The organism is Nonomuraea sp. NPDC049129 (assembly GCF_040648495.1).
In the GTDB taxonomy this organism is placed as follows: domain Bacteria; phylum Actinomycetota; class Actinomycetes; order Streptosporangiales; family Streptosporangiaceae; genus Nonomuraea.
Window position 1 is genome coordinate 42,678 of record NZ_JBEZDU010000031.1, and the last position, 22,708, is coordinate 65,385.

26 protein-coding genes and 1 riboswitch are annotated in these 22,708 nt (G+C 70.2%); of the genes, 13 read left to right on the forward strand and 13 right to left on the reverse strand.

Translation table 11 applies throughout. The features are described from left to right. Positions 1-24: 24 nt before the first annotated feature. Positions 25-783 carry a DoxX family protein gene (locus tag AB0B64_RS51895; protein ID WP_358198347.1) on the forward strand — a complete coding sequence of 253 codons (759 nt, stop codon included), beginning with the start codon at positions 25-27 and terminating at the stop codon, positions 781-783. A 25-nt stretch (positions 784-808) separates the two neighbouring features. On the opposite strand, the gene sthA is transcribed toward AB0B64_RS51895, so the two are convergent. From sthA to AB0B64_RS51910, 3 genes are read right to left on the reverse strand one after another with little or no spacing between them, the layout of a single operon-like run. After that, the gene (sthA, locus tag AB0B64_RS51900; protein ID WP_358198359.1) at positions 809-2,221 is read right to left on the reverse strand and encodes a Si-specific NAD(P)(+) transhydrogenase; all 1,413 of its coding nucleotides are present in this window, start codon (positions 2,219-2,221) and stop codon (positions 809-811) included. Positions 2,222-2,239: 18 nt separating this feature from the next. Next, a complete protein-coding gene (locus tag AB0B64_RS51905; RefSeq protein ID WP_357940239.1) occupies positions 2,240-2,488 on the reverse strand; it encodes a hypothetical protein in 249 nt (82 codons plus the stop codon). A gap of 27 nt (positions 2,489-2,515) precedes the next feature. Beyond that, positions 2,516-3,640: a hypothetical protein gene (locus AB0B64_RS51910; protein WP_358198368.1), complete on the reverse strand. Its 1,125-nt coding sequence runs from the start codon at positions 3,638-3,640 to the stop codon at positions 2,516-2,518. 81 nt (positions 3,641-3,721) lie between these two features. On the opposite strand from AB0B64_RS51910, the gene AB0B64_RS51915 reads away from it, so the two are divergent. From AB0B64_RS51915 to AB0B64_RS51925, 3 genes are all read left to right on the forward strand, one after another. After that, positions 3,722-4,207, forward strand: a complete 486-nt coding sequence (locus AB0B64_RS51915) for a hypothetical protein (RefSeq protein WP_358198379.1) — start codon at positions 3,722-3,724, stop codon at positions 4,205-4,207. 215 nt (positions 4,208-4,422) lie between these two features. Beyond that, positions 4,423-4,866, forward strand: a complete 444-nt coding sequence (locus AB0B64_RS51920; protein ID WP_357940232.1) for a carboxymuconolactone decarboxylase family protein — start codon at positions 4,423-4,425, stop codon at positions 4,864-4,866. A gap of 347 nt (positions 4,867-5,213) precedes the next feature. After that, positions 5,214-5,390, forward strand: coding sequence for a hypothetical protein (locus tag AB0B64_RS51925; RefSeq protein ID WP_357940229.1), 177 nt, complete (start codon positions 5,214-5,216; stop codon positions 5,388-5,390). Positions 5,391-5,400: 10 nt separating this feature from the next. Here AB0B64_RS51925 and AB0B64_RS51930 read toward each other — a convergent pair whose 3' ends face one another. Then, a complete protein-coding gene (locus AB0B64_RS51930) occupies positions 5,401-6,021 on the reverse strand; it encodes a pyridoxamine 5'-phosphate oxidase family protein (RefSeq protein WP_357940227.1) in 621 nt (206 codons plus the stop codon). Between the two features lie 32 nt (positions 6,022-6,053). After that, the gene (locus AB0B64_RS51935) at positions 6,054-6,572 is read right to left on the reverse strand and encodes a helix-turn-helix domain-containing protein (RefSeq protein ID WP_357940225.1); all 519 of its coding nucleotides are present in this window, start codon (positions 6,570-6,572) and stop codon (positions 6,054-6,056) included. A gap of 45 nt (positions 6,573-6,617) precedes the next feature. Between AB0B64_RS51935 and AB0B64_RS51940 the strand changes: the two genes are divergently transcribed. Further along, on the forward strand, positions 6,618-7,970 hold the full coding sequence (locus AB0B64_RS51940) for an MFS transporter (protein ID WP_358198409.1): 1,353 nt from the start codon (positions 6,618-6,620) through the stop codon (positions 7,968-7,970). 25 nt (positions 7,971-7,995) lie between these two features. Here the strand turns inward: AB0B64_RS51940 and AB0B64_RS51945 are convergent, their stop codons facing one another. Then, positions 7,996-9,093 carry a PrsW family intramembrane metalloprotease gene (locus tag AB0B64_RS51945; RefSeq protein ID WP_357940221.1) on the reverse strand — a complete coding sequence of 366 codons (1,098 nt, stop codon included), beginning with the start codon at positions 9,091-9,093 and terminating at the stop codon, positions 7,996-7,998. An 80-nt stretch (positions 9,094-9,173) separates the two neighbouring features. Continuing rightward, positions 9,174-10,373: an amidohydrolase gene (locus AB0B64_RS51950; protein WP_357940219.1), complete on the reverse strand. Its 1,200-nt coding sequence runs from the start codon at positions 10,371-10,373 to the stop codon at positions 9,174-9,176. Positions 10,374-10,495: 122 nt separating this feature from the next. Here AB0B64_RS51950 and AB0B64_RS51955 point away from each other — a divergent pair, with 122 nt between their 5' ends. Further along, the gene (locus tag AB0B64_RS51955; protein ID WP_357940217.1) at positions 10,496-10,987 is read left to right on the forward strand and encodes a TIGR03618 family F420-dependent PPOX class oxidoreductase; all 492 of its coding nucleotides are present in this window, start codon (positions 10,496-10,498) and stop codon (positions 10,985-10,987) included. Here the strand turns inward: AB0B64_RS51955 and AB0B64_RS51960 are convergent. Continuing rightward, positions 10,929-12,341 (reverse strand): MFS transporter, encoded by a 1,413-nt coding sequence (locus AB0B64_RS51960; RefSeq protein WP_358198440.1) that lies wholly within the window; start codon positions 12,339-12,341, stop codon positions 10,929-10,931. The two genes, AB0B64_RS51955 and AB0B64_RS51960, sit on opposite strands and share 59 nt — an antisense overlap. A gap of 539 nt (positions 12,342-12,880) precedes the next feature. Here AB0B64_RS51960 and AB0B64_RS51965 point away from each other — a divergent pair. Then, on the forward strand, positions 12,881-13,708 hold the full coding sequence (locus tag AB0B64_RS51965; protein ID WP_358198448.1) for a maleylpyruvate isomerase family mycothiol-dependent enzyme: 828 nt from the start codon (positions 12,881-12,883) through the stop codon (positions 13,706-13,708). 97 nt (positions 13,709-13,805) lie between these two features. On the opposite strand, the gene AB0B64_RS51970 is transcribed toward AB0B64_RS51965, so the two are convergent. Further along, the gene (locus tag AB0B64_RS51970) at positions 13,806-14,300 is read right to left on the reverse strand and encodes a MarR family transcriptional regulator (RefSeq protein WP_357940211.1); all 495 of its coding nucleotides are present in this window, start codon (positions 14,298-14,300) and stop codon (positions 13,806-13,808) included. Between the two features lie 42 nt (positions 14,301-14,342). Between AB0B64_RS51970 and AB0B64_RS51975 the strand changes: the two genes are divergently transcribed. Together AB0B64_RS51975 and AB0B64_RS51980 are read left to right on the forward strand one after the other, a co-directional pair. Continuing rightward, entirely contained in the window at positions 14,343-15,269 is a 927-nt protein-coding gene (locus AB0B64_RS51975; protein WP_357940209.1) for an EamA family transporter, read from the forward strand. A gap of 58 nt (positions 15,270-15,327) precedes the next feature. After that, positions 15,328-15,969 carry an NAD(P)H-binding protein gene (locus AB0B64_RS51980; RefSeq protein ID WP_357940207.1) on the forward strand — a complete coding sequence of 214 codons (642 nt, stop codon included), beginning with the start codon at positions 15,328-15,330 and terminating at the stop codon, positions 15,967-15,969. A gap of 18 nt (positions 15,970-15,987) precedes the next feature. Here AB0B64_RS51980 and AB0B64_RS51985 read toward each other — a convergent pair whose 3' ends face one another. Beyond that, on the reverse strand, positions 15,988-16,761 hold the full coding sequence (locus AB0B64_RS51985; RefSeq protein WP_357940205.1) for a helix-turn-helix transcriptional regulator: 774 nt from the start codon (positions 16,759-16,761) through the stop codon (positions 15,988-15,990). Positions 16,762-16,872: 111 nt separating this feature from the next. Then, a riboswitch (cyclic di-AMP (ydaO/yuaA leader) is annotated at positions 16,873-17,009 on the forward strand. A gap of 3 nt (positions 17,010-17,012) precedes the next feature. Between AB0B64_RS51985 and AB0B64_RS51990 the strand changes: the two genes are divergently transcribed. Then, positions 17,013-17,612, forward strand: coding sequence for a C40 family peptidase (locus AB0B64_RS51990; protein ID WP_357940203.1), 600 nt, complete (start codon positions 17,013-17,015; stop codon positions 17,610-17,612). Between the two features lie 25 nt (positions 17,613-17,637). Here AB0B64_RS51990 and AB0B64_RS51995 read toward each other — a convergent pair whose 3' ends face one another. Beyond that, positions 17,638-17,997: a GNAT family N-acetyltransferase gene (locus tag AB0B64_RS51995; protein WP_357941464.1), complete on the reverse strand. Its 360-nt coding sequence runs from the start codon at positions 17,995-17,997 to the stop codon at positions 17,638-17,640. 122 nt (positions 17,998-18,119) lie between these two features. Here AB0B64_RS51995 and AB0B64_RS52000 point away from each other — a divergent pair, with 122 nt between their 5' ends. After that, the gene (locus AB0B64_RS52000) at positions 18,120-18,482 is read left to right on the forward strand and encodes a nuclear transport factor 2 family protein (protein ID WP_357940201.1); all 363 of its coding nucleotides are present in this window, start codon (positions 18,120-18,122) and stop codon (positions 18,480-18,482) included. Positions 18,483-18,516: 34 nt separating this feature from the next. Here AB0B64_RS52000 and AB0B64_RS52005 read toward each other — a convergent pair whose 3' ends face one another. Then, entirely contained in the window at positions 18,517-18,768 is a 252-nt protein-coding gene (locus AB0B64_RS52005; protein ID WP_357940199.1) for a LuxR C-terminal-related transcriptional regulator, read from the reverse strand. A 112-nt stretch (positions 18,769-18,880) separates the two neighbouring features. Next, positions 18,881-20,728 (reverse strand): BTAD domain-containing putative transcriptional regulator, encoded by a 1,848-nt coding sequence (locus AB0B64_RS52010; protein ID WP_357940197.1) that lies wholly within the window; start codon positions 20,726-20,728, stop codon positions 18,881-18,883. Positions 20,729-20,916: 188 nt separating this feature from the next. Here AB0B64_RS52010 and AB0B64_RS52015 point away from each other — a divergent pair, with 188 nt between their 5' ends. Together AB0B64_RS52015 and AB0B64_RS52020 are read left to right on the forward strand one after the other, a co-directional pair. Next, positions 20,917-21,858, forward strand: coding sequence for an ABC transporter ATP-binding protein (locus tag AB0B64_RS52015; RefSeq protein WP_357940195.1), 942 nt, complete (start codon positions 20,917-20,919; stop codon positions 21,856-21,858). A gap of 20 nt (positions 21,859-21,878) precedes the next feature. Next, complete coding sequence (locus AB0B64_RS52020) at positions 21,879-22,691, forward strand: ABC transporter permease (protein WP_357648416.1); 813 nt, start codon at positions 21,879-21,881, stop codon at positions 22,689-22,691. Positions 22,692-22,708 lie beyond the last annotated feature (17 nt).

The following is a 22,708-nucleotide window of genomic DNA, read 5'->3' on the forward strand; positions in this document are numbered from 1 at the left end:
TCCCGCTTAGGGCAGACAACAACCGTGAGACAGTCCCTCCATGATCTCGCTTCCCTGGTCGCCCGCATCGGCGTGGGCGGCATCTGCTTCGCCAACGGCTGGACCAAGCTCGAAGACGGCCTGAACGCCACGGGGGCGAAATTCCTCGCGCAGGGCGCGCCCGCGCCGCGCGCCTGGGCCACGGTCACCATGCTCACCGAGCTGATCGGCGGGGCACTGCTGATCGCCGGACTGATCGTGTCGGTGATGGGGCTGATCCTCTTCGCCGAGTCCCTGGCCGTCTTCCTGATCGCGCCGCCGCTCAACCCGATCACCACGAACGAGCTGATCCTGCTGGGCGTGGCCGCGCTGCTGCTGGCCGTGGTGGGGGCCGGGCGGGTCTCCGTGGACCACCTGGTGGTGATCCGGCGCAGGGAATCGGCGGCGGCGAACGAGTTCGCCGCCGAGACGGAGGCCGACGAGGTCATCGCGGCGCTGCGCGACCCGGACGCTCCCGGGTTCCGCCCGCCCGCCCGGCCCAAGTCCTCAGGGTCCTCAGGGTCCTCGAGTTCTGGTGGCTCGTCGAGCGGCAAGTCGTCAGGAACGCGGTCGTCGTCGAGTTCACGCTCCGAGAGCGAGCCGGAGAGCTCCGCGCAGGAGGACACGGCACCGCACGCCCGGCCGCGCCGGCCGTCGAGCGAGCCCGGGGACGAGCCCACTCCCTCGCCCGCGTCGGGCGACACGCTCGTGGCCGGGCGCAAGAAGCCCCCGGCCCGCGGCCGCCGCACGACCACCGACGAGTGACCCCCGCCGGGAGGCGGTCACCGGGTCACAGCTCGGCCGTCAGCCGGGCGATCACCCGCATCTTGTTCATCGCGTCCAGGGCGGCGACCTTGTAGGACTCGGCGAGCGTCGGATAGTTGAACACGGCGTTGACCAGGTAGTCGACCGTGCCGCCGCAGCCCATGACGGTCTGCCCGATGTGGACGAGCTCAGTGGCGCCCGTGCCGAACACGTGGACGCCCAGCAGCCGCCGGTCCTCGGAGGAGACCAGCAGCTTGAGCATGCCGTAGGAGTCGCCGATGATCTGCCCGCGAGCCAGCTCCCGGTAGCGCGAGATGCCCACCTCGAAGGGGATCTTGTCCCGGGTCAGGTCGTCCTCGGACTTCCCGACGAAGCTGATCTCCGGGATGGTGTAGATGCCGATCGGCGGCAGCTCGTTCGTCTCCTCGACCGGCTCGCCGCAGGCGTGCTGCGCGGCCAGCCGGCCCTGCTCCATCGAGGTGGCGGCCAGCGCGGGAAAGCCGATGACGTCGCCGACGGCGTAGATGTGCGGGACGGGCGTGGCGTAGTTCTCGTCCACCTTGATCCGGCCCCGGTCGTCGGCGGCGAGCCCGGCCGCCTCCAGGCACAGCTCCTCGGTCTTTCCCTGACGGCCGGCCGAGTACATGACGCAGTCGGCGGGGATCTTCTTCCCGCTCTCCAGTACGGTCAGCGCCCCACGGGGCCGCCGCTCGACCGCGGCGACGTTCTCCCCGAACCTGAAGGTGACGGCCAGGTCACGCAGGTGGTACTTCAGCGCCTCCACGATCTCCAGATCGCAGAACTCCAGCATCCGGTCGCGCCGCTCGACCACGGTCACCTTGGTGCCCAGCGCCGCGAACATCGAGGCGTACTCGATGCCGATGACCCCCGCCCCGACGACGACCAGAGTCTCGGGCACCCGGTCGAGGTGCAGGATCGCGTCGGAGTCGATGACCGTCTTGTCGTCGAACTCCACACTGGACGGACGGGCCGGAGAGGTGCCCGTGGCGATCACGATCTTGTCGGCCGTGACCTTCTTCTCCTCAACGTCGCCGGTGATCCCGATGGTGTGCGGGTCGAGGAACCGGCCGGTGCCCTGCAGCATCGTCACGTGGTTGCGGCCGAGCTGGCTGCGGATCACCTGGATCTCGCGGCCGATCACATGCTGGGTGCGCATGCCGAGGTCGGCGACCGTGATCTCTTCCTTCACCCGGTAGCTCGCCCCGTACAGCTCCCGCTGGTTGAGGCCCGTGAGGTAGAGGACCGCCTCACGCAGGGTTTTGGAGGGGATCGTCCCGGTGTTGATGCACACGCCGCCGAGCATGTGCGTCTTCTCTACGACCGCGACCCGCTTGCCGAGCTTCGCCGCGGCGATCGCTGCCTTCTGCCCGCCGGGGCCGGTCCCGAGTACGAGGACATCAAAATCAAAAGGGGCCACACATCAAGTGTCCACCTATCAGGACATCCCCGCCATGACACGATCGACGATTCCCTGGGTGCCCTCCTGGCGGGCGCAGTGGGCACAGCAGTACCAGTGATCGCCCGACTGGACTCCGTGCCCGATCACCCGGGTGCCGCAGTGCTCGCAGATGGGCGCCATGGACTGGATGGCGCATTGGAAGGAGTCGAACGTGTGCACCGCCCCCTGGGCGTGCACCTCGAAGGACATGTCGTAATCGTTGCCACACGCTTCGCAGACGGCCATGGCCGGGGAATACCCGCTTCCCCCTCCTCATTGCCTCAACGGACGGCAATTTTCCGTCCGTACACCGAGGTAGCCGGCCACCAGGGGCACCGCCAGCAGTCCCAGCGCGGCGAGCGCGCCCGGCAGGCCGACCCGGGCCGTCAGGGCGGCCACGAGCAGCGGGCTGATGACGAACCCGGTGTAGGAGATCGCGGAGACCGTGGACACCAGCACCCCGCTCGCGTCGTCGGCCGCCGCGCGGCTGAGCACGGCGGGCACCAGCGGCCCGAGCGCGAGCCCGGTCAGCGCGAACCCCGCCATCGAGGCCAGGACCGAGCCGCCGAGCCCCGCCAGCGCCATGCCCGCGACGCCACCCACCCCGCTCACCAGGTAGAACGTCCGCAGCGTGAGCCGGGGCAGCGCGTGCGCGACGATCCGGCCCAGGGTGAGCGCCGCCATGTAGACGGCCGGGGCCGCGCTCGCCACCAGTGCCGAGGCTCCCCGGTGGTCTTCGAGCAGCAACACCGACCACTGTTCGACCGAGTTCTCGATGATCAGCACGCACGCGGCCAGCGCGCCGAGCACGAGGGCGACCCGCCACCGCCGCCTGCCGCCCGCTCCCCCGGCGGCGGGCAGTCCCCGGCCGATGCGCAGGGCGGTCAAGGACAGCGACGAGGCGATGACGATGACCGCCGCCGTCACCAGCACCGCGCCGGTGCTCATGCCCAGCGACCGGGCCAGCCCGGTGGCGGGAGCGGCGACGATCACGGCGACCGGGAAGGCGGCGTGCACCGCCTGGAACAGCCGGCGCCCGCTCTCCCGCTCGGCCCGGCCGGTGGCCAGGTTCAGGGCGATGTCGAGCGCCCCGCTGGCCATGCCGACCAGCAGCAGCGTCAGCCCGAGCGCCACCGGCGAGCCGGCGGGCGCGATGGCCGCCACGCTCAGCGCGAAGGCCACGGTGACCGCGATCAGCGCCGTACGCTCCCTGCCGCCGGCCAGCCGCCCGGCAACCGCCATGGCCGGAATCGCCCCCACCGGCACCGCGCTCAGTGCCAGCCCGAGGTCGGCCGTGGACGCGCCGAGTTGGATCGCCGGTAGCAGCGCCGACCAGGAGCCCCAGAACCCGCCCCAGGCCGCGCTGACCGCGATCAGCGGTATGCCGCGTTCCCCCACCAACCCCCCTCGCCGTGCATTACGGTTGTGTGCCAGTAAAGATCGTCAATGTCCTAAATATCCTCCATCGAAGGGTTTATCGTGCTCACGCGAACGGTCATCGCGGCCAGTCTGGCCGCCGCCGGGATCGCCGCTACCCCCGCAGCCGCCACTGCCGCCCCCACCGCTCCGGTCAGCGCCGCCGCCTCCGCGAGCGCCGCCCCGTACTCGCCGGAGAGGGTGTGCGGCCCTGGCTTCCGCCGGGTCAAGGACGGTCACCGCGCGATGAGGACGCGCGAGGGCGCGGTGTTCGGACACGTGTACCTCATGTATAACAAGCGCTCCGGGAAGAACTGCGTGGCCGCCATCAAGACGGCCTACCTCAGCACCAAGACCACCACGGGCGCCAGCATCGAGGTGCGGGGCGGCGGCCGGTCCGAGGACGTGCAGAAGTACCGCTTCTACGCCGAGACCGGTCACGTCGACGGCAGCTGGAAGTGCGTGAAGTACTGGGGCTGGACCCGCGACCCCAGCGGCCGCGTCGAGGCCCGCGGCGGCCGCAACTCCTGGGGCAACTGCGCCGGCTGACCCCCACCGGCCCGTCCGCGCCGACCGCGCGGACGGGCCCGTCTGCGGGCGTCCCGGCCCTCCGGTGAACGCCTCGGGCGCATGTAGCCGGGCGTCCCCGCCACCTCCCCGGTCTTGGTCAGCGACATGTCGTGCGTACGGGCGATGCCGAAGTTGTCACACATCGGCGCCCTGTCGCGTCTTCCTCGTGTCACGACTACCCGATGGAGGTCCCCATGTCACAGCGGCTCAACGTCATGAAGCTCGCCCCCGAGGCCTACCAGGCGTTCTTCGCCGTGGAGAAGTATCTGCACGCGTGCGGGCTGCCGGTCGGCACGATTGAGCTGGTCAAGCTGCGGGCCAGCCAGATCAACGGCTGCGGCTACTGTGCCGACATGCACAGCCGGGCCATGAAGAAGGCGGGCGAGAGCGACGAGCGGCTCTGGTCCGTGGCCACCTGGCGCGAGGCGACGGTCTACACCCCGGCGGAGAAGGCCGCGCTCGCGCTGACCGAGGAGGCGACCAGGCTGGCCGACCGGGCGGCCGTCCCTGACGAGGTGTGGCAGGAGGCGGCCGAACACTACGACGAGCAGCAGCTCGCCTCGCTGATCGTGGCCATCGCGATGATCAACGCCTGGAACCGGATCGGCGTCACGGCCAGGCTCACGCCCGGCGCCTGAGTAATTCTGCCGGGGGGAGGCGCCTCCCCCCGGTAGAAATGCATGGAACGGCCGGACGGCCCCGGTTAGGTTGTGGCACATGGCGGCTGCAACTCGCCGCCAAGCCACCGTCAAGCGGTGGCGCGCACAGTGCACATAGAGGCTGTCGAAGGCGAGCGCGAGAGGGGGCAGATCATGAGACGCGTGCGGATCGTCAAGTCGGCGAAGCGGCGACAGGACCGGAACACGGGCCTGGACCTGCGGTCCCCATCGGGCCGCCGACTCCCTTACTGAATCGCCACTTACACCTATCTTACCGAGGCAGCTGTAGATAACATAGGTAACAAGAACGTCACGGGGGGCTCACGATGAAGAGACTAGTGGTGGTGCCGCCACACGTCGCCCGGCACAAGATCCGCGACATCCGGTCGGGAGAGCGCCACAGGCCCGTCGTGCGCGAGCACGACCCCAAGGTCGTCGATCTCCAAGCCTACAGTGGCCGCAACGTCATCCGGCTCCCCGACGGCCCCACCCCCGCCGCCTGATTCCCGACGGTCAGCCGTAGAGCTTCTTGGTGTAGGTCTCGCCGTAGTAGCTCTCCAGCTGCTCGAGCGTCTCCTCGACCTTCTGCACGTCCTTGACCAGGGTCGCGTGCGAGGGCAGCGCGTCGGACTCCCAGCTGTCGGGCTTCCACAGCGCCGAGCGCAGGAACGCCTTGGCGCAGTGGAAGAAGATCTGCTCGATCTCCACCACGAGCGCCAGGTGCGGGCGATGGCCCTTCACGATCATGTCGTCGAAGAACGGCGCCTCGCTGATCAGCCGGGCGCGGCCGTTGATCCGCAGCGTCTCGTTGCGCCCAGGGATCAGGTAAATCAACCCCACGTGCGGATTTTTCAGGACATTGCGGAAGCCGTCCGCCCGGCGGTTGCCCGGCCGGTCGGGGATGGCGATCGTGGTGTCGTCGATGACGTACGTGAACCCGGCCGGGTCACCCTTGGGCGAGACGTCACAGGTGCCGTCGGCGTCGGAGGTGGCGATCAGGCAGAACGGCGAGCTCGCCAGCCACTGTCTGTCGCGCTCGTGCAGCTTCGGCCGGTCCTTGGTGGCCGCGCGCGGCATTACCTCGCCCAGTAGTTCGCGCAGTTCCGCTTCCGACTCGATCTCCACCCAGCTCATGCCGTCTCCCTCCGAGGGTTTGGCCAATTCTCTCAGGGAATCGGGTGGAGCATCCGATGAGGGGTACGCAAGGCAACGCTGACCGGATCGTTCCTGATGCCCTTCAGACCCGGTCCGGGGCGTACCTCCGTCTCCCCGATCGGCACCTGCACGTCACAGGCGGCGCAGCGGGCGGCGCCGTCGATACGGGAGCCGCAGGCCAAGTGGTGGAAGACGCGGCGCGGGCCGGTCCCGGACAGGTGGCGCTCGCCCCACTCGGCCAGGGCCAGGACCGGCGGCCAGAGCTCATGGCCCACGGGGGTCAGGACGTACTCCTCGCGCGGCGGCGAGTCCTGGTAGCGGCGCTTGTCGAGGACGCCCGCCTCGACGAGCGTGGCCAGCCGTTGCGAGAGCACCGCGCGGGGGATGTCCAGGTGGGCGAGGAAGTCGCCGAAGCGCCGTACGCCGTACATCGCGTCGCGCACCACCAGCAGCGTCCAGCGCTCGCCGATCACCTCCAGCGCCCTGGCCAGCGAGCAGTCCTGAGCGTCGTAGTTCTTACCCAGCGCCATGAGACCCCATCGGTTCGTTCATTGAACTATGGTAGCTTGCCCGGCATGAGTTCAATCACTGAACCAAGGCCGGTGATCGCGCCCCTCCGGCGAACGCTCGCCGTGGCCTCGTCGGCGCCCCTGCTCGTGCTGACGAACTTCACGGTGCCGACGGTCACGCTGCCCCTGACCGCGCACGAGCTCGGCGCGGGCCCGACCGGACCGGTGTGGATCCTGGGCTCGATCTCGCTCGGCCTGGCGGCGCTGCTGCTGGTCTCCGGTGGGCTGGCCGACGACTACGGCCGCAAGCGGGTGCTGGTGGCGGGCACGGCCGTGCTCGCGGTCGCCAGTGTGGTGGCCGCGGTGAGCACGGCGGTGGTGGTGTTCGTGGCGGCCCGGCTGGTGCAGGGCGGCGCGAGCGCGGCGATGCTGGCGGCGAGCCTCGGCATCGTGGGCCACGCCTTCCCCTCGGGGACGGAGCGGGTGCGGGCCACCGGCCGCTATGGCGCGATGATCGGGCTGGGCACCATGGTGGGGCCGCTTTTGTCCGGGGTGCTGGCCGAGGTGGCCGGCTGGCGGGCGGCGTACTGGCTGATGGCGGCGTGCGCGCTGGCCCTGGCCGTGGTGTCGGCGCGCACGCTGGAGGAGTCGCGCTCCCCCACGCCCAGGCGGTTCGACGTGCCCGGTGTGGTGCTGCTCAGTCTGGGCGTCGCCGCGCTGCTCGCGGGCGTGACCGAGGGCCGTCTCGGCTGGTCGCGGCCGGTGGTGCTGGTGGCGTTCGCGGTGGCGGCCCTGCTGGTGACGGCCTTCGTGCTGGCCGAGCGGCGGCGGGCGGAGCCGCTGATCGACCTGGAGCTGTTCCGGCGGCCGGTGTTCCTGGTGGCGACGGGTGGGGCGCTGGTGGTCGGCGCGGCGGTGGTCGGGCTGCTCACCTACCTGCCGACCGTGCTGCAGACGGCGCACGGCATGACACCGCTCGGGACCGCGCTGCTGTTCGTCCTGTGGTCCGGGCTGTCGTTCGTGGCCTCGCTGCTGTCGCGGTACCTGCGGCTGCCCACGGCCGCGCGGCTGGCGCTCGGGCTGGCGCTGACGGCGCTGGGCTTCGCCGGACTGCTGGGCCTGGGCGGGGAGTTCGTGCCCGCGCTCGTGGTCGGCGGGCTGGCGGTGAGCGGGGCCGGGGCCGGGGTGATCAACTCCTCGATCACCCATCTGGCGATCGAGAGCGTGCCGTCGCATCGGGTCGGCATGGGGTCGGGCGCCAACAACACCGCCCGGTACGTGGGCAGCTCACTGGGGGCGGCCGGGGTGGCTGGGGTCATCGGCGGGCTCGGGGCGCAGCAGGGGGTGGTGGTCGCGGTGGCGGCGTGCATCGCGCTGACGGCGGTCACGGCAGTGGCCGCACTCGTCACCCGCCACTGAGCCACGCCCCCTTGGAGGACAGTGGCTACCAGCGCCGGGCCTGGCTCAAGGCGTCGAGCAGCACGTCGCGCTCGGCGGCGAACCCGGCCGGGTCCACGCCTTCGCGTTCGGCGCGCAGGTGCAGCATGGTCAGCTCGGTCGCCGCCTGCTGGTAGTCGCCCATCGCCCGACCGAGCCCTGCGCCCTTGGCCCACTTGCGCGCGGACCGGCGGGCGGACAGCGTGCTCAGCATCTTGATGTCCGGTGGGGTGAAGAGCCCGGTGGGCTGGTACGCGGGCAGGTAGGTGCCTATCTTGGCCACCAGCTGCCTGCGCTCGCGTACGGTCACCAGGACGAGCCCGATGAGCGCTCCCATGATCACCAGATAGGCCGCGCCCAGCCAGCCGAGCGACTTGAGCAAGGCGGCGCCGTTCCAGAGCCCGTGCAGAAGGACCGCGCCGAGGTAGCCGAGTGGGATGGCCGCGAACCGCGCGGGGCCGCGGCGGGTGAGCGCGTACGCGACACCGAGCCCGGTCATCGCGGTGTAGACGGGGTGGCCGAGCGGGTCGATCAGCCCTCTGATCACGAACAACTGTACGGTCCCGCCCGCACCGTCCTCGGTGAACGCGTTCACGTAATAGCCCACGTTCTCGACGGTCGCGAAGCCCAGGCCGGCCATCGAGCCGTAGACGATGCCGTCGGTGAGCCCGTCGATCTCCCGCCTTCTGACCAGGAGCAGCAGCAGCGCCGAGCCCTTGAGCGCCTCCTCTATCACCGGGGCCAGGTAGGCCGTCCCCAGCTCGTCGACGGCCTGCTCGCCATAGCCGGCCCTGGCGAACATCGCCTGGCCGGCGAGGGTCAGCACGATGCCCAGCACGATCGCCACGCCCGCGCCCCACGCGAACGCGAAGCCCAGGTGCAGCCCCGGCTCGGGCTCCAGCCGGTCGAGCGAGAGCACAGCCGCGAGCAGCAGCGGCAGGGGCGCCAGCGCCAGCAGCATCGACAGGCCGAACCCGATCGGGCCGCCGTCCAGCAGCATGGCGACCAGCACGATCACCGCCAGGGCGCTCGAGATCACCAGGCAGATCAGCAGCGCCTTGCTGGGCCGCTGCGGGAGCGAGGAAGGTCGGGTCCGTACTGTCATCGCCATACCTCTTTTCGGACGGGCTCCCACTATGGATCGGGCCCGTCGACAGACGCTTGACGATTACTTGCCGAGCTTGATCACCGTGCGGCTTCCCGGTAGTAGGGATCGGCGACCCCGTCCGCGTACGAGTACACCTCGCGGCCGTCGACGAAGACCCGCAGCGCCCGGCTCATGATGTCCAGCGGGTCGCCGGACCAGATCACCACGTCGCCGTCGAGCCCCGGACGCAGGGCACCCACCCGGTCGTCGAGGCCCATGATGCGGGCCGGGTTGACGGTGATGGACCGCAGCGCCACGTCCCGGTCCAGCCCCTCCTTGACCGCCAGCGTCGCCTGGTGGACCAGGAAGTGGATCGGCACGACCGGATGGTCGGTGGTGATCGCCAGCTCGACCCCGGCGCGCGCGAGGATGCCCGGATTGCGCAGCGAGCGGTGCCGGAGCTCGACCTTGGAACGGCTGGTGAAGAGCGGCCCGATGATGACCGGAATGCCGCGCTCGGCCAGTACGTCGGCGATCAGGTGCCCCTCCGTGCCGTGGTTGATCACCACCCGGTAGCCGAACTCGTCCGCCAGCCGCAGCGCGGTCGCGATGTCGTCGGCCCGGTGCGTGTGCTGGCACCAGGGCAGCTCGCCGTCGAGGACCCGTACGAGGATCTCCTGCGTGGCGTCGCGCTCGAACGGCTTGCCCTCGTCGTCGGCCGCGGCCCGCCTGGCCCGGTAGTCCTGCGCCTTCATGAACGCGTCGCGGATCACCGCCGCCACGCCCTGGCGGGTGGCGGGCAGCCGGTTCTGGTCGCCGTAGACGCGCTTGGGGTTCTCGCCGAGGGCGCTCTTCACGCTCACCGGCTCCCGGACCAGCATCTCGTCGACGGTCCGGCCCCAGCACTTGACCGCCACCGTCTGGCCGCCGATCGGGTTGGCCGACCCCGGCTTGATCACGGCGGTGGTGACGCCGCCCGAGAGCGCGTCGGCGAAGCCCAGGTCGGCCGGGTTGATGGCGTCGAGGGCGCGCAGGCGGGCGCCGTTGGGGTCGGTCTTCTCGTTGGTGTCCTGGCCGGCCCAGCCCTCGGCCTCCTCGTGCACGCCCAGGTGGCCGTGAGCCTCGACGAAGCCCGGCAGCACCCAGCCACCGGCCGCGTCGACGACAGGGGTCCCCGGCGGTATCTCGACCTCGCGGCCGACCGCGGTGATCTTCCCGTCCTGGATCAGCACGGTGCCGCCCTCGATCGGGTCACCATCGACCGGCACGACATATCCGCTGGTGATCGCAAGATTCATAACAGCAACCTACCGTGACAGATATTTCGGCATATAGCAGTACGGCCGCTTCGCTCCTTGACCAGGGCTTGGGTAGGGTTTCGGCAATAGGGGCCTTCAGCAATAGGGCAAAGGAGAATGAATTGGCCGAGGATCAGGCCGCCTACGAGCCCGGCCCCAGCAGCCTGCCGGACGAGGACCTGTCCCACCTGCTCAGCCGGCAGCGCTTCGGCGCGCTGGCGACGCTGGGCGCCAACGGCCGCCCGCACCTGTCGACCGTCGTGTACGACTGGGACTCCGACCAGCGGGTGGTGCGCGTCGCGACGGCCGACGGCCGGCTCAAAGTACGCCAACTGCACAAGGACCCGCGCGCCGCCCTGTACGTGGCCAGCGACGACTTCTGGTCGTACGCCGTGGCCGAGGGCCTGGCCGAGCTGTCGCCGGTGAGCGTCGAGCCGGGCGACGAGGTGGGACGGGAGCTGCTGGCCATGCGGTCGGGACGGCCGGCGGGCCTCGAAGACCCGGTCGGCGCGGCCGCGTTCCTGGGTCAGGCGGTCGCGGACCGGCGGCTGGTGATCAGGCTCCGGGTGTCCCGGCTGTACGGGACGTCGCTGCCGGCGCCGCCCGCCGAATAGCCCGGCGCCTGTTGTAGGCCACCACCGCGACCACGGCCAGGATGAGTGCCAGATCTATGGTGGCCGACCAGCGCATGGCACCGGTGTGGTCGCCGCCCTTCGCGGCCGCGAAGAAGACCGCCCCGATCACCGCGACCCCGCCCGAACCGCCGAACTGCTGGGCCGTACTGAGGAAGCCCGAGCCGATGCCCGCCTGGTGCGGCGCGACCTCTACCAGCGCCGCCCCGATGAGCTGCGGGATCACCAGGCCGTTACCGAGCCCCACGAGCACCAGCGCGGCCATGATCCACGGCAGCCCGGCCCCCACCGTGCCCAGCAGCAGCGCCAGGCCCGACGCGGTCACGATTCCGCCGATCATGACGACGATCAGGCCGTACCTCCCGACCAGGCGGGTCCCCAGCAGCGAGCTGATCGTGAACAGCACGCCCATCGGCGCGAACGCCAGCCCGGCCTGGAACGCGGTGAGCCGCAGCCCGCCCTGGAGCAGCAGCGTCAGCGTGAACATGAACGAGGCGAAGTAGGCCATGAACGCGGTGATCGCGCCGACACCCGCCAGGTAGGAATGCACCTTGAGCAGCGCCAGGTCCAGCACCGGCTGACCGCCGCGCCTGCCCAGCACGTACTGCCAGCGCAGCGTCAGGCCCAGGAGGGGCAGGCTCGCACCGATGCAGATCCACGTCCAGGCGGGCCAGCCCGCGCCGTTGCCGAGACCGAGCGGCACCAGGACCAGCGCCAACCCGGCGGCCAGTCCCGCCGCGCCGAGCAGGTCCAGCCGCGCGCGCCGGGCCGGCTCGACCCTGGGCAGCAACCAGGCGGCCAGCGGCACCACGACCAGGCCGACGGGCAGGTTGATCAGGAAGATGACCCGCCAGCCGAGCCCGAACAGATCGGCCGACAGCAGCAGCCCGCCCAGCACCTGGCCGGCGATCGAGCCGAGACCACCGGCCGCGCCGTACCAGCCCACGGCGCGGCGGCGCTCGTGCGGCGGGAAGACCGCGGAGATCATGGCGAGCACCTGCGGCACCATCGCCGCACCGGCCAGCCCCTGCAGCAGGCGGGCGGCGACGAGCTGGGCCGGGTTCAGCGCGATGCCGCACAGCAGCGACGCGATCGTGAACGCGACCACGCCGCCGATGAACATCCGCCGGTAGCCGTACCGGTCTCCGAGCCGCCCGCCGGTGATCATGCCCGCCGCGTAGGTGAAGGCGTAGCCGCCCACGATGAGCTCCAGGGCGGCGGGGCTCGCGTGCAGCTCGCGTTCGAAGGACGGCGCGGCGACGTTGACCACGAAGAAGTCGAACTGGGCCATGAACCAGGCGGACAGAAGCACGGCCAGCGTCCCGCCGAATCTCATTCCAACCACGCTAATGGGGTGGCCCCCCGTAGGTTTCCCGGGGGGTTCGTCTCACGACCCTCTTGATCCGTGTGACGGTCTGTTGTGGCTGGGGTCCTTTTGGACAGATACCCCCTCCGGGGAAGAAGAGGAATCGGCCCGTCGTGGCTGGGATCCCTCGGGAGGGATACCCCGTCCGGAGGGGAAGACGAACGGCCCGTCGTGGCTGGGCCCCCTCGGGGGACACCAGCAGCAGGTCGCGCACGCCGTGCGCGGCCACCACATACCGGGCGGACACCCCATCCGGAGGAGCGGAAGAAGGCGGCTCGTCGTGGCAGAGGTCCCCGGGAGGGACACCCTCCGTCGCGGGAGTGGACGAAGACAGCCCGTCGTGGCAGAGGCCCCCGGGGAGGGACACCCCCATCGCGGACAGCCCGTCCCGGCAGAGGCCCTTACGGAGGGACGCCCCCTCCGGGGGGCGATGTCCGGCAGGGGTCCGTGGGCGCCGCGTCAGATCCTTGCCGCTGGCGGGGAGCGGGTGGGGCGGGCAGAGTGAAGGGATGGATCATCTTTCTCACTTCGGCCGGGAGATCCGCGCGTTCGAGGCGGCGTGCCGGGCCGCTGACTCCGGTCTGGTGCCGTCCTGTCCGGGCTGGGGCGTGCCCGATCTGGTCATGCATCTGGGCGGTGTGCACCGCTACCTGGTGTGGGTCATCGGCGACCGTCTCACCGAGAAGCCGGATCCCGCGGGCCTGTCCTTCCTCGATCTGCCGGCCGATCCGGTGGGCTGGCCGGATCCGGCGAACGCACCGGCGACCGGGCCGCTGCCGGCCGGGCTGCTCGACTGGTTCGCGGAGGGCGCCGCCAAGCTGGAGGCCGCGTTCGCCACCACGGATCCGGGTGTGCCGGTGTGGACGTGGTCGGGTGAGCAGAGCGTCGGCTTCTGGTTGCGGATGCAGACGATCGAGGCGGCCATCCACCGCTGGGACGCCGAAATGGTGGCGGGGATCGCCGGGCCGATGGACGCGGAGCTGGCGGCCGACGCGGTGGGGCAGACGTTCGAGGTGATGGCCCCGGCCCGGCGGGCCTTGACGGCGGCGCCGCCCGGAGTGGGAGAGACGTACGGCTTCCGGCAGAGCGACGGGCCGGGGCGGTGGACGATCCGTTTCGACGGGGCCGACACGAGCCTCGTAGAAGAGGCCGACGCGAGTCTCATAGAAGGCGCCGACGTGAGTCTTGTGGAATCGGGCGGCTGTGACGTGGAGGTGGTCGGGACCGCGTCGGACCTCATGCTGTTCCTGTGGCACCGCATCCCGTACGAGCGGCTCGACGTGCACGGCGACCGGGCCGTGCTCGACCGATACTTCACCCTCGTCCCACCCGTCTGAGCACTCTCCTCCCGCCCGTCCGAGCCCCTCGTCCCACCCTTCTGGGCACTCTCACCCCGCCCGTCCGAGCGATCCCCCGGCAGGCGGTGTACGCCGTTCAGTCCAGGCTGTCGCCCAGTGACTCCAGGAGCTCCTTGAGCTCGCCGGCGAGGGCGGCGCGCCGGGGCTCGGAGAGCGCGGCGAGCAGGCGGCGCTCGGTCTCGACGTGATCGGGCAGCACCCGGTCGATCAGCTCCCGGCCCTCCTCGGTGAGGGCGACATACACGACTCGGCCGTCCTTCTCGCTGGGCGTACGGGACACCAGGCCCCGGGACTGGAGGCGGTCGAGGCGCTGGGTGATCGCCCCCGAGGTGACCATGGCCGACTTCATGAGCTCGGCCGGGGTCAACGACCGCCCATTGCGCCGCAGCGTGGCGAGCACGTCGAACGACGCCGAGTCGAGCCCGTGAGCGCTGAACGTACGGGTCAGCTCCGTGCCGATCAGCCGCGACAGCCGTGACAGCCGCCCGATGATCGCCATTGGCGACACGTCCAGGTCAGGCCGCTGCTCGGCCCACTGCTCCAGCACCCGGTCAACATGATCAGTCACCATCCCACCCTATCGGATGTCTTAGCGGTGAGATACATTGTCTTAGTGCTAAGAAATCGACCTGCCCTGATCATGGTGACCGCGCTGGCCCCGGCCATCTGGGGGACCACCTACCTCGTCACCACCGAACTGCTGCCGCCCGGCCGCCCGCTCCTGGCCGCGGTCGTCCGGGCCCTGCCCGCCGGGCTGCTGCTCCTCCTGCTCACCCGGCGCCTGCCGCAAGGGGTGTGGTGGTGGCGCGCGTTCGCGCTCGGCGCGCTCAACATCGGGTTGTTCTTCGCGCTGCTGTTCATCGGCGCGTACCGGCTGCCCGGCGGGGTGGCCGCGACCATCGGCGCGGTGCAGCCCCTTCTGGTCGCCGGCCTGTCCTCCGGCCTGCTCGGCGAGCGCCTGTCCGCGCGTACGGCGATCGCCGCCGTGGCGGGTGTGGCCGGTGTCAGCCTCCTGGTGCTGCGGGCCGACGCCCGGTTGGACGCCGTCGGCATCGCCGCTGCGGCCGGGGGCGCGATCGTCATGGCCACCGGAGTCGTCCTCAGCAAGCGGTGGACCTCACCGGCGCCCCTACTCGCGACCACCGGCTGGCAGCTGGTGGCCGGCGGCCTGCTGCTGCTCCCAGTGGCCCTCCTCGTCGAAGGACCGCCGCCCGTCGCACTGACCCCGGCGAACCTGACCGGGTACGCCTACCTCGCCGTCATCGGCTCGGCCGTCGCCTACTCGCTGTGGTTCCGGGGGATCCGCGCCCTGTCCCCCACCCACGTCACCTTCCTCGGCCTGCTCAGCCCGTTGGTCGCCACCGCGCTGGGGTGGCTCGCCCTCGGCCAGTCGCTCACCATTGCCCAGATCGTGGGCGGGCTCGTCGTCGTGGCGGCCCTCATCGCGGCCCAGACCAGCCGCCCTCGTCGCGGCCCAGAGCAGAAGCCGCCGGGTCAGGCGGACGCGCCCGCTCGTGACCGGCTGATCCCCACGCCCTGACCGTCCGATCCGCACCCTCTCATCCCTCTCATCCCTCACTGCCGATCAAGGAGAAATCATGCGCATCACCGTGTTCGGAGCGGCGGGCAGCGTCGGCGCTCGTGTGGTCGCCGAGGCGCTGTCCCGTGGCCACGAGGTCACCGCCGTCGTACGCGACCCGGCCCGCTTCCCGTCACTGCACCCCGGCGCCCATCCCCAGGTCGGCGACGCCGCCCATGTCGAGGACGTGACCAGGCTCGGCACCGGTCAGGACCTCGTGATCAGCGCGACCCGCCCGCCCACCGGCCGCGAGCACGATCTCGTCACGACCGCCAAGGCGCTGCTGGCGGGGCTCGCGGGGACCGGCGTCCGGCTGCTGCTCGTCGGCGGGGCGGCCGGGCTGACCGTTCCCGGGTCCGGCGGGCGTACCGTGCTCGACGACCCGCGCTTCATGTCCGACGCCTACCGCGACATCGCGCTGGCCTGCAACGCCCAGCTCGAAGCCTGCCGCGCGGAGACCGGCGTGGACTGGGCGTACCTGAGTCCGGCCGCGGTGCTGGCGCCGGGCGAGCGTACCGGCGTCTACCGGCTGGGCGCCGACGAGCTGCTCTTGGACGCCGAGGGGAACTCGGCGATCTCCATGGAGGACCTCGCGGTCGTACTGCTGGACGAGGCGGAACGGCCCGGGCACCACCGGGTCAGGTTCACCGCCGCGTACTGACGCCACCCGGCGGCGGCGTCAACGGTTCCCGACCAGCCGGGTGGTCTCGTCGTCGGCGGGGAAGTACGCCTCGACGGCAACCCCTTCGAGCGTGATGTCGAATGCCGCGCCGAACGTCGTGATCGTACTGAAGAAGCAGAGCTCGTCCCCCCGATGCGTGATCCGTACGGGCAGCGCGATGTCGGCGGGGTCGGGCAGCGGCGCCTCGCCATCGTCTCCATAGGCCAGCAGTTCCTCGTAGAGCGCGCTCAGCTCCGGATCCCCCGCACGGGCGACCTGCCTGGCGAGCCGGGGCAGCAGGAAGCCGCGGACCTGCGCCAGGTTCCGCACCCGCGGCGCGAACCCGTCCGGGTGCAGGCCAAGCCGCATCATGTTCACCGGCGGCTCCAGGAGGGCCGGGGCCACGTCGTCGAGGAAGACGTTCATGGCGTCGTTGGCCAGCAGCAGGTTCCACCGGTGGTCCAGGGCCATCGCCGGATACGGCTCGTGCCCGCGCAGGATCCGCTGGAGCGCCTCGTGCGCCTTGCCCAGATCGGGGTCGTCAAGCGGGCGCTCGGGGTAGATGGGCGCGTACCCGGCCGCGAGCAGCAGCCGGTTGCGCGCGCGCAGCGGCACCTCGAGCTGTTCGGACAGGCGCAGCACCATGGACCGGCTGGGGATCGTCCGCCCGGTCTCGACGAAGCTGACGTGGCGCGCGGACACGTCGGTCTGGAGGGCCAGGTCGAGCTGCGTGAGCCCGCGTCGGTGCCGCCAGTCCCGCAGCAACTCCCCTATCGGCTGATCCATGTTCATACCGGCCGGTTCTACCTGGCCCGCCGGGGTGGTGTCGATTACCTGTCATGTCATGCCCGCCTGGTTGACGCCCGATTTTAGGCAGTTTACAAGTCTTTGACCGTTTTGTTAGTGTTCGTCCCGCCTAATCCACTCACCTGCGTGGAGCCGGGGACCCAAGTTCCCTCTGGGGCGAATCGGCATCGCCGTAGGGCCACTTCCAGGCCCGAGCCCGTCAGCTAACCCGGTAGGCCGTATGGAAGGACACAGCAGTGGCTCCCCTCGCCATCTGCCTGGCGGCTGCCGTCGCCGGGCTCACTCTGGCCGCTCCGGCTCACGCCGAGCCCACCACCCCTACCGGCCCCACCACCCCTGCCAGCACTGAGAGCAAGCCCGTCCAGCAGACGAGCCAGACCACTCCGGCCTGGAAGGTCGCCCTCAAGTTCGCCATGAAGAAGCGCGGTATCCCGTACGTCTGGGGCGGGACCAGCGACAGCGGCTACGACTGCTCCGGGCTCATGCTCAGGGCGTACGAGCACGCCGGGATCGAGTTGCCGCGCACCACGACGGAGCAGTACTCCGCGTTCTCCAAGAAGATCTCCTGGGACCACCTCAAGCCAGGTGACCTGGTCTTCTTCCACGGGCTCGGGCACGTGGGGATGATCTCGAGACCCGGATACATGGTGCACGCGCCGCACACCGGAGACGTGGTCAAGGAGGAGAAGCTCTCCGACTGGCGCAGGGACTCGTTCGCGGGCGCCGTACGGCCGGACCCCAAGGGCGTGCGGCTCTCCATCGAGCAACGCAAGACCGCCATGCTCACCACCGGCCTGCGGCCAACGGCGGGGGCTCTGCGGATCAAGGTCCGGTAGCGCCCCGGCTCAGTGACGGAAGCCGTCACGGCGTGCGGAACCCCCGGAAGGTCACGGGCTTGCGGGTCTCGAAGCCGAGCCGCTCGTAGAGGGCGATCGCGCCGGTGTTCGCCTCGGCCACGTGGATGAAGGGCCGTTCGTCACGAGCCACGATCCGCGCGACGAGCGCACTGACCAGGCGGGCGGCATGGCCTCGCCCGCGTGCCTCGGGGGCGGTGCAGACGGCGCTGATCTCGGTCCACCCCGGCGGCCGCGGCGCGTGGCAGGTGATGTCGGCGGCGGGCAGAGTGCCGTCGCCGAAGTAGGTGTTCACCGCGTTCTCCACGCAGGCGTTCGGCAGGCGGCCGAAGATGCCCTGCATGCGAGCGTCCTGGAGGGTGACCAGGCGGGAAACCGTAGTTGACCAATTTCCACTTAGTCAACCAGAGTTGCTCCTTCGCCTGAGCACCGGGGAAACTACATCCCAGGTAATCGACACCACCCCGCGGCCGCTGTCAGCGTTCTCCCATGACGAGCAGCAAAGAACTGATCATGGCCGGCTTCGCGGAGTTCGCCGCGGGCAACATCGAGGTGCTCCAGACGCTCCTGAGCGAGGACTTCATCGAGCACAGCCCGGGCAACCCGTCAGGCAGGCGCGCCTTCATCGACTTCATCAGGGACTCCCCGCTGGCCACCTCCCGGCTGGAGCTCAAGCGGGTCGTCGCGGAAGGCGATCTCGTAGTGATGCACTATCACCTGATCCCTCGGGAAGGCGGGCGCGGGCTGGCGGTCGCGGACTTCTGGAGGATCGAGGACGGCCTGATCGCCGAGCACTGGGACGTGGTCCAGCCGGTCCCCGAACCGGCGCAGGTCCCACACGGCATGTTCTGACACGGCTCCCCTAACCGGCGGGCCACCGGGGTCCTCAAGGAAGGGGCTCGGAGGCGCCCGGTGGCCAGATGCCGACGTCCAGGAGCTTGTGGGCATAGGAGTACGCCACGAGCTGGCTCCGGTTGCTGCAGGCGAATCGGTCGAGGAGCTTGCTGATCCGCTCCGCCACCGTATACCTGCTGAGTTTCAGCTCGCGGGCGATTCTTGTCGTCGTGTATCCCCTGGCCAGCAGGACGATCAGCCGCGTGTCGCGATCGTTGATCAGATCGTCGAAAACAAGATCCATAGCAAGTCCCGATTCGGATCGCCTTGGCCAGAGGCGCCTCTGGTGAAAGCACCTCTGTGTGCAAGCTAGAAGCGTCTGCTTAATCAGCGGTATGGCCGGACCATGCGACCGGTTAAGGATCGGCCCTGGCCAGCTGCCCTTGGAAAATCTCCTCGTAGAGATTCCTGAGTACGGGGCTGGGGTCGATGCCGAGCTCGGCCACGAGATGCCGGCGTACGGTCTCGAACTGCGAGAGCGCCTCCGGCGCACGGCCGCAACCGGCGAGAGCGGTCATCCTGGCCGCCACGAGCCGCTCGCGCGCGGGAAAGAAGGGCACCAGGTCGTCGAGCCGGTTCAGCACCTCGACGTGGCCGCCCCGCTCGATCGCGAGTTCCGCCCAGTCCTCGTTGACCGTGAGGTACAGGTCGGTGAATCTGCCGACCGCCTCATCGACCAAGGCGACACCCGAGAACTCCGCGAGCGGCTGACCGCCCCACAGGCGCAGGGCGTCATCGAGCACGGTCAACGCGGCATCGGCGTCGCCCCTGCGCCGCATGTCGCGGCCGGCGCCGGCCAGCCGCCGGAACCTGAGGAGGTCGAGTTCGTCCGGCCCGGCGTCCAGCCGGTATCCCCAGCCCTGGTAGGAGATCCGATCCCCGAAGCTCCGCCGCAACGCCGAGACGTAGACCTGCAGGTTCTTGCGTGCCGTGGGAGGTGGTCGCTCTCCCCACAAGGAATCGATCAGCTGGTCGGTCGGAACCACCTGGTTCGGGCGGGAGAGCAGGATGGCGGCCAGCAGCCGCGCCTTTCTGGCGCTGACGTGCACGATCGTGCCGTCCACCCGCACCTCGAGCGCGCCGAGCACGCGCGCGTCCAAGCGCGCGGTCACGGCTTTGGCCCGCTTGATCCGGTCGGTGCCCAGCGCCAGGAATCCGGCCAGATCGATCGTCGCCGAACCCGCCCTGGCCACCTGACGGTGGAGCGTACGCACCGTGGACAGCGTGGCGATGGAGACGTCGTCGACACCGGCCTTCGCTTCGAACCACCGCCAATCGCCGTCGCGATTGACCTCGAGGAACACCGGCCCTTGCCTGGTCAGCAGGAAGTCGAAGGCGCCGTAGCGCAGGCCCCAGATCCCGGCGAGCCGGTGCACCGCCTCCACCACGGGCTCCGGCGCCGCCGCCGGAGAGACCGTGACCGACGCCTCGTCGCGCCAGATCGCCTCCGGCGACGGTTTGCCGACGCGGAAGGCCCGGATCTCGCCGTCCACGAAGTAGACGCGCAGCTCCGCCCAGTGGTCGACGTACTCCTGGACGATCATGGGCGCGTCCCGCGCGGGCAGCTTCCTGGCCGCGACACCGGCCACGATCTCCGGGAAGACCCCGTGCAGGGTGCCCGGTTCGGTCTCGACGAAATGCTGGTCGAGGGCCTTGACGATGACCCGGTCGCTGGCCAGCGCCGCGCTCGCCGCCCCCAGGTCGGTCGTGGCGATCGTTCGCGGGGTACGGACCCCTGCCTCCGCCGCGTCGTCCAGCTGAACCAGCCGCCCCAGATCACTGCCACCGGGCAGCCGGGCGGCTGACAGCGACGACAGCTGGTCGATGAGGGCGGCCCACGAGTCGGCCCGGAACAGGGACGCCGCCGAGCCGTTCTCGCCTCGCACGGCTCGCGGTGAGAAGTGCCGTACCCAGGTGACGGTGGGGATGATGCGGCGCCCGTTCACCGTCAGCGAGCCGTCGTCGAGCCGGGTGAGGATCCGCAGGTCGCCGATCGACCCGGCGTCGATCCGCACGCTCGGCACGCCGAACGTGCGCAGCCCGCGCTGGAGCACGGCGAACTCGTTGATCCCCGCACGGTCCACGAGGACCACGCACGGCAGGGCGGCCGCCGGGTCGGTCTCCTCCGGGAGCTGCCAGGTCACGCCGGGACTTCCGGCCGGCATGCGCAGGGTGTACGGAATGCGCGAGTGAACCGGGTCCATGTGCCGATGATGATCACACGTGGCGAGATCACACAACGTGCCCTCTGTCGTTCGGCATAACGTCCCGGATAGCCCACGTTTGTGGGGTTGTGTCACCCGCTGATCGCCGGTCCATACTCAACCTGCAACACATCTCCAGCAGCCGACAACCTGCACGTTTGGTGAAGTGGCAAGTGAAGGGTGGTGCCGTGTCGAGCGATGTGGTGACGGCCGCGGGGCTGACCAAACGCTATCGGCGCAGCGAGAGACCGGCGGTGGACGATGTCTCGTTCGAGATCGCGCGGGGAGAGACGATCGGGCTCCTGGGACCCAACGGCGCCGGGAAGACGACCCTGATCAAAATGATCTGCGGGGTCACCACCCCTACCTCCGGCCAGGTCCGCGTCTTCGACGCCGATCCGGTGCGCCAGCCGGTCGCCGCCAAGAGCGGCATCGGGGCGATGCACCAGTCAGGCCCGTTCGACATGATGCTGCCGGCGCTCGACAACCTGCGGATCGCCGCCCGCTTCCGCGGCCTGAAGTGGCGTGCCGTGCGGCCGTGGGCGCTCGAGCTGGCGGAGTTCCTCAGCTTGACGGAGGCTCTGCCGCGCTTCTGCTTCCAGCTGTCGGGCGGTCAGCGGCAACGGTTGCAGCTGGTACGGGCGCTGCTCACCATTCCGCGGCTGCTGATCCTCGACGAGCCGTCCGCGGGACTGGACGTGGTGGGGCGGCGGCACATCGAGCGTTTCGTGACCTGGCTGCGCGAGGAGCACGGCGTGACCGTGCTGTGGACCAGCCACCACATCGACGAGCTGGAACGCAACAGCCAGCGGGTGATGGTCATCAACCACGGACGGGTGCTGCGCTTCGCCAAACCGCGCGAACTCGTCGAGGAGTTCGGCAGCACCCACTTGCTGGTGACCCTCGATGACCCCGCGGCCGGCCTGGTGGTGGCGGCCTGGGCGGAGCTGGCCGGGCTCAGGGCCACGACCGAGGAGTCGGACGTACGCATCCACGGTGCGCGAGCGCGGGAGGTGCTGCCGGAACTGTCGCGGCACTGCCTGGACCACGGAGTCGCGATCTCCGGCGTCTCGACCGTCACGGACTCGCTGGAGCAGGTCTTCCTCAGGATGACGGATACCGAGGACTGAAGTCGACAAAAGGGGCAGATGTGGCCGCCAAGCTGGCATTCGACAACACTCCTCCGACCGGGACTCCGAAGGCGGCCGACCTGTCCGCGGTGCTCTACCGCGAGTACGCGCTGCTCGCCCGCAACCGGGTGTATCTCATCCTCGGCCTGGCCCCGATGCTGATCTACCTGCTGCTCGTGAACACCTCGCTGGGCAACCTCCTCAGGGTCGTCCACTACAAGGGCGTCGACGTACCGTTCACGATCTTCCTGCTGCCCATGACGCTGGCGATGTCGGTCGTCAGCGCGGCGGGAACGTCCGGCATGGCGGTGTTCCAGGAGGAGATGAGCGGCGCGGCGACGCAGCTGTGGTCCTACCCGTTGCGCCGGTCGCGGTTCCTGCTCGGCAAGGTGATCGCGGGCGTGTCGCTGGTGCTGGGTCAGGCGCTGCTGGCGCTGGGCGTGGCGGTGCTCATCTTCGCGTTGCCGTTCGACCTGCAAGCCTGGGTCGGCCTGCTGTCGACGCTCACGCTGGCCGCCCTGGCCTTCAACGGGCTTTATCTGGCGACGGCCATCTTGATCACCGACTACCAGGTCTTCATGCTGCTGTCGAACGTGTCGATCCCCGTTCTCGTGTTCAGCGCCCCGTCGCTCTACCCGATCGACAGCATGCCCACCGTGCTGCAGTGGGTGGCGATGATCAACCCGCTGACGTACGCGATCGACGGTATGCGCAACGCCGCGTTCTTCGGTTTCGCCGACGCGTGGCAGGACCTCCTGGTGCTGGCCGTCCTGGCGGCCATCAGCTACACCGTGGGCGGCCGCGCGCTGATCAAGCGCGCCCGCAACATCTGATCTCGTCAAGGGCAGGG

Bases quoted from the DNA above. Each gene is read 5' to 3' on its own strand.
- AB0B64_RS51905 (WP_357940239.1), bottom strand. From the start codon at position 2,488: ATGGCCGTCTGCGAAGCGTGTGGCAACGATTACGACATGTCCTTCGAG.
- AB0B64_RS51920 (WP_357940232.1), top strand. From the start codon at position 4,423: ATGTCACAGCGGCTCAACGTCATGAAGCTCGCCCCCGAGGCCTACCAG.
- AB0B64_RS51925 (WP_357940229.1), top strand. From the start codon at position 5,214: ATGAAGAGACTAGTGGTGGTGCCGCCACACGTCGCCCGGCACAAGATC.
- AB0B64_RS51930 (WP_357940227.1), bottom strand. From the start codon at position 6,021: ATGAGCTGGGTGGAGATCGAGTCGGAAGCGGAACTGCGCGAACTACTG.
- AB0B64_RS51935 (WP_357940225.1), bottom strand. From the start codon at position 6,572: ATGGCGCTGGGTAAGAACTACGACGCTCAGGACTGCTCGCTGGCCAGG.
- AB0B64_RS51940 (WP_358198409.1), top strand. From the start codon at position 6,618: ATGAGTTCAATCACTGAACCAAGGCCGGTGATCGCGCCCCTCCGGCGA.
- AB0B64_RS51945 (WP_357940221.1), bottom strand. From the start codon at position 9,093: ATGACAGTACGGACCCGACCTTCCTCGCTCCCGCAGCGGCCCAGCAAG.
- AB0B64_RS51950 (WP_357940219.1), bottom strand. From the start codon at position 10,373: ATGAATCTTGCGATCACCAGCGGATATGTCGTGCCGGTCGATGGTGAC.
- AB0B64_RS51960 (WP_358198440.1), bottom strand. From the start codon at position 12,341: ATGAGATTCGGCGGGACGCTGGCCGTGCTTCTGTCCGCCTGGTTCATG.
- AB0B64_RS51965 (WP_358198448.1), top strand. From the start codon at position 12,881: ATGGATCATCTTTCTCACTTCGGCCGGGAGATCCGCGCGTTCGAGGCG.
- AB0B64_RS51970 (WP_357940211.1), bottom strand. From the start codon at position 14,300: ATGGTGACTGATCATGTTGACCGGGTGCTGGAGCAGTGGGCCGAGCAG.
- AB0B64_RS51980 (WP_357940207.1), top strand. From the start codon at position 15,328: ATGCGCATCACCGTGTTCGGAGCGGCGGGCAGCGTCGGCGCTCGTGTG.
- AB0B64_RS51985 (WP_357940205.1), bottom strand. From the start codon at position 16,761: ATGAACATGGATCAGCCGATAGGGGAGTTGCTGCGGGACTGGCGGCAC.
- AB0B64_RS52000 (WP_357940201.1), top strand. From the start codon at position 18,120: ATGACGAGCAGCAAAGAACTGATCATGGCCGGCTTCGCGGAGTTCGCC.
- AB0B64_RS52005 (WP_357940199.1), bottom strand. From the start codon at position 18,768: ATGGATCTTGTTTTCGACGATCTGATCAACGATCGCGACACGCGGCTG.
- AB0B64_RS52010 (WP_357940197.1), bottom strand. From the start codon at position 20,728: ATGGACCCGGTTCACTCGCGCATTCCGTACACCCTGCGCATGCCGGCC.